Source organism: Streptomyces misionensis (genome assembly GCF_007896895.1).
GTDB lineage: Bacteria > Actinomycetota > Actinomycetes > Streptomycetales > Streptomycetaceae > Streptomyces > Streptomyces misionensis_A.
This window is the reverse complement of sequence record NZ_VOGW01000199.1, coordinates 99,104-110,342: the sequence shown is the minus strand read 5'-3', so window position 1 is coordinate 110,342 and position 11,239 is coordinate 99,104. Positions and strand designations below refer to the sequence as shown.

At 71.6% G+C, this 11,239-nt stretch carries 14 protein-coding genes; 5 read left to right on the top strand and 9 right to left on the bottom strand.

From position 1 onward, the window contains the following. Together thiD and FRZ03_RS37095 are read right to left on the bottom strand one after the other, a co-directional pair. On the bottom strand, nt 1-751 hold a 751-nt coding region (thiD, locus tag FRZ03_RS37100), incomplete at its 3' end, for a bifunctional hydroxymethylpyrimidine kinase/phosphomethylpyrimidine kinase (RefSeq protein ID WP_146469629.1). Continuing rightward, entirely contained in the window at nt 748-1,713 is a 966-nt protein-coding gene (locus FRZ03_RS37095; RefSeq protein WP_146469462.1) for a thiamine-phosphate kinase, read from the bottom strand. The genes thiD and FRZ03_RS37095, both read right to left, overlap by 4 nt. A gap of 252 nt (nt 1,714-1,965) precedes the next feature. Here FRZ03_RS37095 and FRZ03_RS37090 point away from each other — a divergent pair, with 252 nt between their 5' ends. Further along, nucleotides 1,966-2,199: an Lrp/AsnC family transcriptional regulator gene (locus FRZ03_RS37090; RefSeq protein ID WP_019328745.1), complete on the top strand. Its 234-nt coding sequence runs from the start codon at nt 1,966-1,968 to the stop codon at nt 2,197-2,199. Between the two features lie 20 nt (nt 2,200-2,219). Continuing rightward, nucleotides 2,220-2,750 carry a DUF3515 domain-containing protein gene (locus FRZ03_RS37085; protein ID WP_146469461.1) on the top strand — a complete coding sequence of 177 codons (531 nt, stop codon included), beginning with the start codon at nt 2,220-2,222 and terminating at the stop codon, nt 2,748-2,750. A 9-nt stretch (nt 2,751-2,759) separates the two neighbouring features. Here FRZ03_RS37085 and FRZ03_RS37080 read toward each other — a convergent pair whose 3' ends face one another. From FRZ03_RS37080 to FRZ03_RS37070, 3 genes are all read right to left on the bottom strand, one after another. Further along, entirely contained in the window at nt 2,760-3,917 is a 1,158-nt protein-coding gene (locus FRZ03_RS37080; protein WP_146469459.1) for a D-alanine--D-alanine ligase family protein, read from the bottom strand. Nucleotides 3,918-4,020: 103 nt separating this feature from the next. Next, the gene (locus FRZ03_RS37075; RefSeq protein ID WP_146469457.1) at nt 4,021-5,031 is read right to left on the bottom strand and encodes an NAD(P)H-dependent glycerol-3-phosphate dehydrogenase; all 1,011 of its coding nucleotides are present in this window, start codon (nt 5,029-5,031) and stop codon (nt 4,021-4,023) included. Continuing rightward, nucleotides 5,028-5,798 carry a lysophospholipid acyltransferase family protein gene (locus tag FRZ03_RS37070; protein WP_146469455.1) on the bottom strand — a complete coding sequence of 257 codons (771 nt, stop codon included), beginning with the start codon at nt 5,796-5,798 and terminating at the stop codon, nt 5,028-5,030. The genes FRZ03_RS37075 and FRZ03_RS37070 overlap by 4 nt, the downstream gene beginning before the upstream one ends. A gap of 197 nt (nt 5,799-5,995) precedes the next feature. On the opposite strand from FRZ03_RS37070, the gene cofC reads away from it, so the two are divergent. Next, nucleotides 5,996-6,634 carry a 2-phospho-L-lactate guanylyltransferase gene (cofC, locus tag FRZ03_RS37065; protein WP_146469453.1) on the top strand — a complete coding sequence of 213 codons (639 nt, stop codon included), beginning with the start codon at nt 5,996-5,998 and terminating at the stop codon, nt 6,632-6,634. An 81-nt stretch (nt 6,635-6,715) separates the two neighbouring features. Further along, on the top strand, nt 6,716-6,919 hold the full coding sequence (locus FRZ03_RS37060) for a hypothetical protein (protein WP_146469451.1): 204 nt from the start codon (nt 6,716-6,718) through the stop codon (nt 6,917-6,919). Between the two features lie 80 nt (nt 6,920-6,999). Here FRZ03_RS37060 and FRZ03_RS37055 read toward each other — a convergent pair whose 3' ends face one another. From FRZ03_RS37055 to leuC, 4 genes are all read right to left on the bottom strand, one after another. Next, nucleotides 7,000-7,638 (bottom strand): HU family DNA-binding protein, encoded by a 639-nt coding sequence (locus FRZ03_RS37055; protein WP_146469449.1) that lies wholly within the window; start codon nt 7,636-7,638, stop codon nt 7,000-7,002. Between the two features lie 136 nt (nt 7,639-7,774). Further along, on the bottom strand, nt 7,775-8,005 hold the full coding sequence (locus FRZ03_RS37050; RefSeq protein WP_070022326.1) for an SCO5555 family protein: 231 nt from the start codon (nt 8,003-8,005) through the stop codon (nt 7,775-7,777). Nucleotides 8,006-8,282: 277 nt separating this feature from the next. Next, the gene (gene leuD / locus FRZ03_RS37045) at nt 8,283-8,876 is read right to left on the bottom strand and encodes a 3-isopropylmalate dehydratase small subunit (RefSeq protein WP_146469447.1); all 594 of its coding nucleotides are present in this window, start codon (nt 8,874-8,876) and stop codon (nt 8,283-8,285) included. 5 nt (nt 8,877-8,881) lie between these two features. Beyond that, on the bottom strand, nt 8,882-10,306 hold the full coding sequence (gene leuC / locus FRZ03_RS37040; protein WP_146469445.1) for a 3-isopropylmalate dehydratase large subunit: 1,425 nt from the start codon (nt 10,304-10,306) through the stop codon (nt 8,882-8,884). A gap of 187 nt (nt 10,307-10,493) precedes the next feature. On the opposite strand from leuC, the gene ndgR reads away from it, so the two are divergent. After that, nucleotides 10,494-11,210: an IclR family transcriptional regulator NdgR gene (gene ndgR / locus FRZ03_RS37035; RefSeq protein ID WP_146469443.1), complete on the top strand. Its 717-nt coding sequence runs from the start codon at nt 10,494-10,496 to the stop codon at nt 11,208-11,210. Nucleotides 11,211-11,239 lie beyond the last annotated feature (29 nt).

Here is an 11,239-nt window from a genome sequence, read left to right as displayed (position 1 = left end):
TCCCGGCCCCCAGCGGGAACCCCGCCGCGATCGCCCCGGTGACGTACTCCTTGGCCGCGCCGACCGCCTCCGGCACGGCGAGACCCCTGGCCAGCCCCGAGGCGATCGCGGAGGCCAGGGTGCAGCCGGTGCCGTGGGTGTGCCGGTTGTCGTGGCGCGGCGCCCGCAGCCAGTGCTCCTCGGCGCCGTCGGTCAGCAGGTCCACCGCGTCCCCCGCCAGGTGGCCGCCCTTGATCAGCACCCAGCGCGGCCCGAACTCCAGCACCGCCGCCGCGGCCCGGCGCAGATCGCCCTCCGAATCGACCGTGATCCCCGTGAGTTGGGTCACTTCGTCCAGGTTCGGGGTGGCCACGGTCGCCGCCGGGAGCAGCCTGGTGCGCACGGAGTCCAGGGCGGAGGCGGCGAGCAGCGCGTCGCCGTGCTTGGAGACGCCCACCGGGTCGACCACGGCCGGCGCGTCCGTGCCGGAGATCAACTCGGCGACCGCCTCGACCAGTTCCGCCGAGCCCAGCATGCCGGTCTTCACGGCCTGGACGCCGATGTCGTCCACGACGCTGCGGTACTGGGCCCGGACCGCCGAAACGGGCAGTTCCCAGGCGCCCTGGACGCCCTGGGAGTTCTGCGCGGTCACCGCGGTGATCACGCTCATCCCGTGGACGCCGAGCGCCAGCATGGTCTTCAGGTCGGCCTGGACACCCGCGCCGCCGCCCGAGTCGGAGCCGGCCACGGTGAGCACCCTGGGCAGGCTCATGACTCGATGTCCCCGAAGTGGTCCCAGCCGCCCGCGCTGGTCCAGGGCGCCCCGTCGACGGTCACCTGGGGCAGCGCGGAGGGGTTCAGCACCTCGCCGATGACCTTCCAGCGGGCGGGGAGCTTGGTGTCCGGCGGGAAGGTCGCCACGATGGCGTGGTCCTCTCCCCCGGTCAGCACCCACTGCATCGGATCGACGCCGACGGCCTGCCCGATGTCGTTCATCTGCGTGGGCACGTCGATCGCGCCGGAGCGGATGTCGATGCGGACCTTGCTGGCCTCGGCGATGTGCCCGAGGTCGGCGATCAGTCCGTCGCTCACGTCGCACATCGCGGTCGCGCCGAGCGAGGCGGCGGCCGGGCCCGCGTGGTACGGCGGCTCGGGGCGCCGGTGGGCCTCCACGAAGGCGCGCGGCGAGCGGAAGCCCCGCGAGAGCACCGCGTAACCGGCCGCGGACCAGCCGAGCCAGCCGGTGACGGCGACCAGGTCGCCGGGCTGGGCGCCGGCCCGGGTCACCGGCTCCTGGTTGCGCAGGTCCCCGAGCGCGGTGATCGACACGGTGATGCTGTCGCCGCGCACGACGTCCCCGCCGACCACGGAGGCGCCCGCCACCTGGCACTCGTCGCGCAGTCCGTCCATCAGCTCGGTCGGCCAGCTGACCGGGAGTTCGGCCGGCACGACCAGGCCGAGCAGCAGGGCGGTCGGCACGGCGCCCATCGCGGCGATGTCCGCGAGGTTCTGCGCCGCCGCCTTGCGCCCGACGTCGTACGCCGTGGACCAGTCGCGGCGGAAGTGCCGCCCCTCGACCAGGACGTCGGTGCTCGCCACCACCCGCCGGTCGGGCGCGGCCACCACGGCGGCGTCGTCGCCCGGACCGATCCGCACCGCCGGGGTCGTGGTGAGACGGGAGGTGAGCTCCCTGATGAGCCCGAATTCCCCGAGCTCACCAACCGTGCCCTTCATGTCCCTGACTCCCCTTCTCTGCCTCTGCCTGACCGTGCGAACTCGCGCGTCATCAGTGTCCCCGATACCGTCGAGGTGACCCCGACGCGGTCCGGAGGACCGCCGCCCGGTACCGGACGACCGTCAACTTCCGTCGTGCCTGCACCCTGGCGCGCAGGCACGGTTCCCGCGGGTCTCCCCGCGGGGAGCGGCGACGCGATACCGTGGCGTTCCTTTTCCCCACATGATCCTCGTGGCCGCCCTGGAGGTTCCGTGGTACAGGCGTACATCCTGATCCAGACGGAGGTCGGCAAGGCGTCGACCGTCGCCGAGACGATCAGCAAGATCCCTGGAGTGATCCAGGCCGAGGACGTGACGGGTCCGTACGATGTCATCGTGCGCGCCCAGTCCGACACCGTCGACGAACTGGGTCGCATGGTGGTCGCCAAGGTCCAGCAGGTGGACGGCATCACACGCACCCTGACCTGTCCGGTCGTGCATCTGTAGCCCCCGTCTACGCTTGGCCGGTGAACTTCTTCCGTCACCGGCCCCTCGCCCTGTCCGCCGCCCCGCTCGTGCCGGCCCTGCTGCTCGCGGTCGCGGGCTGCTCCGGGGACGGCGGCGCCACGGTCGCGGCTCCCCGTCCCGACGCGAAGACCGCCCCGCTGTGCCGGAGCCTGCACGAGGTGCTGCCCACCGAGGTGGACGGGCAGCACCGGGCCGACCCCGAACCCCGGTCCGTCTACACGGCGGGCTGGGGAAACCCGGCGATCATACTGCGCTGCGGGATCGTCCGGCCGCCGAAGATGGTCGACCCGAAGGTGGCCCAGGGGCAGGACCCCGACGCGATCGCGGGCGGGGTCAACGGCGTGGACTGGCTGATGGAGAAGGAGTCCGACGGCACCTGGCGGTTCACCACGTCGGGCCGCCGCGCCTATGTGCAGCTGACCCTGCCGAAGAGCCTGTCCGGGCCGGACCACAGCACCCAGGTCCTGGAGGACGTGGGCCCGGCCGTGAAGAAGGCGATCCCCGAGGGGATCGCCTCCATGCGCGGTTGAGCGGTTCGCTCAGCGAAGACCGGTGGACCGCCGCAGCGCGGCCTGCACCAGCAGGTCGATCAGCTCGGGGTAGGTGACGCCGGTCGCCTGCCACATCTGCGGGTACATCGAGATCGGCGTGAACCCGGGCAGGGTGTTGATCTCGTTGATGACGAACTCCCCGTCCTCGGTGAGGAAGAAGTCCGCGCGGACCAGCCCCTCGCAGGACGCCGCCTCGAACGCCTCCACCGCGAGCCGCCGCACCTCGGCGGTCTCCTCCTCGGTGAGCGGCGCCGGCACGATGCCGGGCGTGGAGTCGATGTACTTGGCCTCGAAGTCGTAGTACGCGTGCGCGTCCGGCGGGGGGATCTCGGCCGGCAGGGAAGCGCGCGGACCGTCCTCGAACTCCAGGACGCCGCACTCGATCTCGCGGCCGACCAGGGCGGCCTCGACGAGGATCTTCGGGTCGTGCGCCTGCGCCTCGGCGATCGCCTCGTCCAGTCCGGACAGGTCGTCGACCTTGGTGATGCCGATGGACGAGCCGGCGCGGGCGGGCTTCACGAACAGCGGCCAGCCGTGCTCGCCGGCGAAGTCGACGATCTTCTTGCGGGCGGCGGCCTCGTCCCGCTGCCACTCGCGGGGCCGGATCACCACGTACGGGCCGACCTTGAGCCCGAAGGAGGTGAAGACCCGCTTCATGTACTCCTTGTCCTGGCCGACGGCCGAGGCGAGCACGCCCGCGCCCACGTACGGCACCCCGGACAGCTCCAGGAGGCCCTGGAGGGTGCCGTCCTCGCCGTAGGGGCCGTGCAGCACCGGGAAGACGACGTCGACCTCGCCGAGCCCCTTGGGCACGGAGCCGGGCTCGCTGTAGACGACCTCGCGGTTGGCGGGGGCGACGGGGAGCACCACGTCGCCCTCGCGGGATTCCGCCAGTTCCTCGACGGCGGGCAGGGAGCGGTCGGTGATGGCCATCCGCTCCGGCTCGTCGGCCGTCAGCGCCCAACGGCCGTCCCGGGTGATGCCGATCGGCAGGACGTCGTACTTCGTCCGGTCGATGGCCTTGAGGACGGCGCCGGCGGTGACCACGGAGATCCCGTGTTCGGAGCTGCGGCCACCGAACACGACGGCCACGCGCGGCTTGCGCTGCGGCTGCTCAGGGCTCTGGGGAAGGTTCTCGGTGCTCATATCGCGTTGAGAGTACCCGTTGGTAGAGCCCGGATACAGCGTCGGCTCCGCCCGGGAACGCACGAAAACGGGCGGATTTCGTTCAGTTTGCTCAAGGACTCGCTCAGCGCCGTTCGGGCTTGGCGCTGCGCGACATCAGTTCCTTGAGCGCGACGACCGGCGGCTTGCCCTCGTGCACGATGCCGGCGACGGTCTCCGTGATCGGCATGTCGACGCCGTGCCGGCGGGCCAGATCCAGCACGGACTCACAGGACTTGACGCCCTCGGCGGTCTGCTCGGTGACCGCGATGGTCTCCTCCAGGGTCATGCCCTTGCCGAGGTTGGTGCCGAAGGTGTGGTTGCGCGACAGCGGCGAGGAGCAGGTGGCCACCAGGTCGCCGAGACCGGCGAGCCCGGAGAAGGTCAGCGGGTCGGCGCCGAGCACCGTGCCGAGCCGCGCGGTCTCCGCGAGACCCCGGGTGATCAGCGAGCCCTTGGCGTTGTCGCCGAGCCCCATGCCGTCCGCGATGCCGACGGCGAGCCCGATGACGTTCTTCACGGCACCGCCCAGCTCGCAGCCCACCACGTCGGTCTCGGTGTACGGCCGGAAGTAGGGCGTGTGGCAGGCGGCCTGGAGGCGCCGGGCGACGGCCTCGTCGGCACAGGCCACCACGGCCGCGGCGGGCATCCGGGCGGCGACCTCGCGGGCCAGGTTGGGTCCGGTGACCACGGCGACGCGGTCCGCGCCGACCTTGGCGACGTCCTCGATGACCTCGCTCATCCGCATGGCGGAGCCCAGTTCGACGCCCTTCATCAGGGAGACGAGGACGGTGCCCGGGGCGAGCAGCGGAAGCCACTCGGCGAGGTTCTCGCGCAGGCTCTGGGAGGGGATGGCGAGGACGGTGAACTCCGCGTCGCGCAGTGCCTCGGCGGCGTCCGCGGTGGCGCGCAGGTTCTTCGGGAGTTCCACGCCGGGCAGGTAGTCGGGGTTGACCCGGGTGGAGTTGACCGTCTCGGCCAGCTGCGGCCGGCGGGCCCACAGGGTCACCTCGCAGCCGGCGTCGGCGAGCACCATGCCGAAGGCGGTGCCCCAGGAGCCGGTGCCCATGACGGCCACCCGCACAGGCGTGCTCACTTGCTCTGCTCCTCTTCCTGCCGGCTCTTGTTCTGCCGCTGGGTGCGGCGGCGCTGCTCGATCCGCTCGCGGCGCGGGTCGTACGGCGTCTCGGGCGCCTTCTCGCCGCGGATCTCCTCCAGGAGCCGGGTGATGGCCGCCATGATGACCTCGGTGGCCTCCTTGAGGAGGTCCGGGGTCATGTCCTTGCCGTAGAAGCGCGACAGGTCCACGGGCGGGCCCGCCAGCACGTGGTGGGTCTTGCGCGGGAAGAGGTTCGGCTTCTTGGCGTACGGCGGCAGCAGCTCGTTGGCGCCCCACTGGGCGACCGGGATCACCGGGCACTTGGTCTGCAGGGCCACGCGGGCGGCGCCGGTCTTGCCGGTCATGGGCCAGCCGCCCGGGTCGCGGGTGAGGGTGCCCTCGGGGTAGAAGGCCACGCACTCGCCGCGCTCCACGGCGTCGATCGCGGCGCGGAAGGCGCTCAGCGCGTCCGTGGACTCGCGGTAGACCGGAATCTGTCCCGTGCCGCGCATGGCGGCGCCGACGATTCCCTTCTTGAAAAGCCCGCTCTTCGCCAGGAATCGCGGAACCCGTCCGGTGTTGTACTGATAGTGCGCGTATGCGAAGGGGTCCACGTGGGAATTGTGGTTCACCACCGTTATAAATCCGCCCTCGGCCGGAATGTGCTCCATTCCACGCCAGTCCCGCTTGATCAGAACCACCAGCGGCGGTTTGCAGATCACCGCGGCGAAGCGGTACCAGAAGCCGATTCTGCGGCGGGGCACAAGGACACCTTCCTCTCGGGGCTGCCACCCCGGCGGGGGCCGCACAAGTGTCGCCCCGGAGCGCCGGTCTGTCGAGAACACCGTACGCCCGCCCGTCACCCGTCCCCGTCCTTGCGCGGGGCCGCGCGCCTGCCCGTACCCCCGCGGCCGGCGGTGGCGGGTGACAATGATCGCGACGAGAGAGGGACGGTACGCCGGTGCAGTGGACGTTGGTCATCCCCCTGAAGCCCCTGTCCCGGGCCAAGAGCAGGCTCGCGGACACCGCGGCGGACGGGGTCCGCCCGGGGCTGGTCCTCGCGTTCGCCCAGGACACGGTGGCCGCGGCCCTGGCCTGTGCGGCGGTCTCGGATGTGGTGGTCGTCACGGACGATCAACGCGCCGGGCACGCGCTGTCGGAACTGGGCGCGGGCATCGTGCCGGACACCCCGGCGCGCGGCCTGAACGCGGCGCTGGCACACGGGGCGGCGACCGTGCGCCGGGCACGCCCGCGCGCGGCCGTGGCGGCCCTGAACGCCGATCTGCCGGCGCTGCGGGCGGCAGAACTCCAGCGGGTGCTTTCCGCCGCCGCGGAATTCCCCCGGGCATTTCTCACGGACGCGGCGGGGGTCGGCACGACGTTGCTGGCGGCGGGGGCCGGCCAGGAATTGCGGCCGGGGTTCGGGACGGGATCGCGGGCGCGGCACCGGGGTTCGGGCGCGCGGGAACTTCTGCTGGAGGGCGTGGATTCGGTGCGCCAGGACGTGGATACCGGGGACGATCTGCGGGCGGCGCTGGCACTGGGGGTCGGGCCCCGTACGGCGGTCGCCTGCGCCGGATTGCCGGTTCCCGGCGCCTGACCGGCACGGAGGCCGGATCACTTGCCCGTGCCGCCCCCGGCGGCACGGCCGCCCGCGGTCCGGACGGCTACGCTGAACCCCATGCAGGCGACCGCGTACACCTACGACACCGAGACCCGTAGCGGACAGGTGCTGCTCGACGACGGCACCCCGGTGCCCTTCGACGCGGCGGCGTTCGACCGCGGCGGTCTGCGGCTGCTGCGGCCCGGACAGCGCGTGCGGATCGAGACGGAGAGGTCCGGCGAGGGGCTGCGGATCACCCTCGTAACCCTCCAGACCCTGTAACCGCCCTTGCACACGCCGCGGGCCGGACTCCCCGAGGAGTCCGGCCCGGCGCGTGAGTGCCCAGGTCGGTGACCCTGCGCCTAGCGGGCGGTGGCCTTCTTGGCGGTGGTCTTGCGGGCCGTCGACTTCTTGGCCGGCGCCTTCTTCGCGGTGACCTTCTTCGCCGGGGCCTTCTTCGCCGTCGCCTTCTTGGCGGTGGTCTTCTTCGCCGCGGTGGTCTTGGCGGTCGCCGTGGTCTTCTTGGCGGCGGGCGCCTTCTTCGCGGCGGTCTTCTTGGCCGCGGCGGTGGTCTTCTTCGCCGGGGCCTTCTTGGCCGTGGTCTTCTTCGCGGCCGCCTTGGTGGTCTTCTTCGCGGCGGCCTTCTTCACCGTGGCCGCGGCGCCGCCGGTCAGGCTGCCCTTGGGCGCCTTCTTCACCGACACCTCGCCGCCCCGCGGCAGCTTCTTGGAGCCGCTCACCAGGTCCTTGAAGCCCTGACCTGCGCGGAACCGCGGCACGGAGGTCTTCTTGACCCGAACCCGCTCGCCCGTCTGGGGATTGCGGGCGTAGCGGGCGGGGCGGTCCACCTTCTCGAAGGACCCGAAGCCGGTGACCGAGACCCGCTCGCCCGCGACGACCGCGCGGACGATGGCGTCCAGGACATGATCGACGGCATCGGCGGCCTGCTGGCGGCCGCCCACCTTGTCGGCAATCGCTTCTACGAGCTGCGCCTTGTTCACGTCTTCCCCTTCGGAGACATCGCCAGAACGAATGTGTTCAAGCTTTTTCGCACGTTAGGCAGATATATACCGCAAATCAAACACGAAACGGGCTTATCACCCTTGTGCCGCAACAGACTCGGCGTTCTCGGGCTGTTCAGCGGTCCTCGCCGGGGATCCGACCCTCGTCGAGGTCCGCGTTGAACCGCTCAAGCCGCCTTGCCGCACCGGCGAGATCGTGCTTGGCCGCGGCCGTAATGACCAGCAGCTTCCGGGTCAGCGCCATCCGTACGCCCTCCGGGACTTGCAGTGCGCGCACTCGTGAGTGCGCTTCCTTGAGTTGGTTCGCGACCGCCGTATAGAGCTGGAGTTGGCCGTCGTGTTCCATGCACAGATTGTGCCATCTGGGGCGAGTTGTCGCCTGCCCAGGGGGCAACTCCCGCCACAAATGGCCTTCCGGGCTCTTGCGGAAGGCGTGATCCTCTGCCTCACCTACCCTGCCAACCGCCTTCATAACACGGGAAGTTGAGCGCCTCCCCAGAGGCGGGCGGGGCCGGAGGGGCCCCGACATGCCTGTACCCCCGATCGGGGCGATCGGGGGTACAGGCGGGTTTGTTGGGGTGGCCGAAACCCGACCCTCTCGGGGCCCGGGACAGGCTACCCGGTCAGCTCTGGAGGGTCCGCGGCTTGTAGGCGGGGCGCTTCGCCTCGTACGCGGCGATGTCGTCCTCGTTCCGCAGCGTGAGGGAGATGTCGTCCAGGCCGTTCAGCAGGCGCCAGCGGGAGTTCTCGTCCAGCTCGAAGGAGGCGGTGACGCCCTCGGCCCGCACCTCGCGCGTCTGGAGGTCCACGGTGATCTCGGCCGTCGGGTCGGCCTCGGTCAGCTCCCACAGCGCCTCCACGACCTTCTGGTCCAGGACGACGGTGAGCAGGCCGTTCTTCAGCGAGTTGCCGCGGAAGATGTCCGCGAAGCGGGCCGAGATCACGGTCTTGAAGCCGTAGTTCTGCAGCGCCCAGACGGCGTGCTCGCGGGAGGAGCCGGTGCCGAAGTCGGGTCCGGCCACCAGGACGGTGGCGCCCTGCCGCTCGGGACGGTTGAGGACGAACTCGGGGTCCTTGCGCCAGGCCTCGAACAGCCCGTCCTCGAACCCGTCCCGGGTGACCTTCTTGAGCCAGTGGGCGGGGATGATCTGGTCGGTGTCCACGTTGCTGCGGCGCAGCGGCACGGCCCGGCCGGTGTGGGTGGTGAAGGCTTCCATCGTTCTCAGACTCCAGCGGGCGTGCGGTCGTCGGTCAGGTCGGCCGGGGCGGCCAGGTGGCCCAGGACGGCGGTGGCGGCCGCGACCTGCGGCGACACCAGGTGGGTACGACCGCCCTTGCCCTGCCGGCCCTCGAAGTTGCGGTTGGAGGTGGAGGCGGAGCGCTCGCCCGGGGCCAGCTGGTCGGGGTTCATGCCCAGGCACATCGAGCAGCCCGCGTACCGCCACTCGGCGCCGGCCTCCTTGAAGACCACGTCCAGGCCCTCGGCGGCCGCCTGGAGGCCGACCCGCGCGGAGCCCGGCACGACCAGCATCCGTACGCCGTCGGCGACTTTGCGGTCCTTCAGGATCTCGGCGACGGCGCGCAGGTCCTCGATCCGCCCGTTGGTGCACGAGCCTACGAAGACGGTGTCCACCTTGATGGAGCGCAGCGGCGCCCCCGCCTCCAACCCCATGTATTCCAGGGCCTTTTCGGCGGCCAGGCGCTCCGAAGCGTCTTCGTACGAAGCCGGGTCGGGGACGGACGCCGAAAGCGGCGCGCCCTGGCCGGGGTTGGTGCCCCAGGTGACGAACGGCGACAGCTCGGCGGCGTCGATGACGACCTCGGCGTCGAAGACCGCGTCCTCGTCGGTGCGCAGGGTCTTCCAGTACGCGACGGCCGCGTCCCAGTCGGCGCCCTCGGGGGCGTGCGGACGGCCCTTGAGGTACTCGAAGGTGGTCTCGTCGGGGGCGATCATGCCCGCGCGGGCGCCGGCCTCGATCGACATGTTGCAGATGGTCATCCGGGCCTCCATCGAGAGCTTCTCGATGGCGGAGCCGCGGTACTCCAGGACGTAGCCCTGGCCGCCGCCGGTGCCGATCCTCGCGATGATCGCCAGGATCAGGTCCTTGGCGGTGACGCCCTCGGGCAGCTCGCCCTCGACGGTGATCGCCATGGTCCTGGGCCGCGCCATCGGCAGTGTCTGGGTCGCCAGCACGTGCTCGACCTGGGAGGTGCCGATGCCGAACGCCAGCGCGCCGAAGGCGCCGTGCGTGGAGGTGTGGGAGTCGCCGCAGACCACGGTGGTGCCCGGCTGGGTCAGCCCCAGCTGCGGGCCGACCACGTGCACCACGCCCTGCTCGACGTCGCCCAGCGGGTGCAGGCGCACCCCGAACTCGGCGCAGTTCTTGCGCAGCGTCTCCAGCTGGGCGCGGGAGACCGGGTCGGCGATCGGCTTGTCGATGTCGAGGGTCGGGGTGTTGTGATCCTCGGTGGCGATGGTGAGGTCGAGGCGGCGCACCCGGCGGCCGTTCTTGCGCAGCCCGTCGAAGGCCTGCGGGCTGGTCACCTCGTGCAGCAGGTGCAGATCGATGTAGAGGAGGTCGGGCTCGCCCTCGGCGCGCCGGACGACGTGGTCGTCCCAGACCTTCTCCGCGAGTGTCCTACCCATCGCTTTCCCTCCGGCCGGCGTGCGTGCACCGGCCCAACTAGAGATCTTGAGGACGGCGCCCGCACCCCTGCTTCCGGGCGTCCGTCGCCGGGCCCATCGATGGACGGGCCGCCGTGTCCAACCAGAGTGGCGCGTTCTGCGGAAAATTGAACTTGCGTTTCACAGAGTGAGACGCGAGTATCGTTGCATGGACAACAGTAGCGGCGTCGGCGTTCTGGACAAGGCGGCCCTCGTCCTGAGCGCTCTGGAGTCCGGTCCGGCCACCCTCGCGGGTCTGGTCGGCGCCACCGGACTGGCACGACCCACGGCCCACCGCCTGGCCGTGGCCCTGGAACACCACCGCATGGTGGCACGCGACATGCAGGGCCGGTTCATCCTCGGCCCGCGCCTTTCGGAACTCGCGGCGGCGGCGGGCGAGGACCGGCTGCTGGCGACGGCCGGCCCGGTGCTCACCCACCTCCGCGACGTCACCGGCGAGAGCGCCCAGCTCTACCGGCGCCAGGGCGACATGCGGATCTGCGTGGCCGCGGCGGAACGCCTGTCCGGCCTGCGGGACACCGTCCCGGTCGGCTCCACGCTCACGATGAAGGCCGGCTCCTCGGCGCAGATCCTGCTCGCCTGGGAGGAGCCCGAGCGCCTGCACCGGGGCCTGCAGGGCGCCCGCTTCACGGCGACGGCCCTGTCGGGCGTGCGGCGCCGCGGCTGGGCCCAGTCCATCGGCGAGCGCGAGCCGGGCGTCGCGTCCGTCTCCGCGCCCGTGCGCGGCCCCTCCAACCGCGTGGTGGCCGCCGTCTCCGTCTCGGGGCCCATCGAGCGCCTCACCCGCCACCCGGGCCGCATGCACGCCCAGGCGGTCATCGACGCCGCCACCCGCCTCTCCGAGGCCCTGCGCCGCTCGGGCTGACCTCCACCGCCGGAAACACCGGGGAGGGC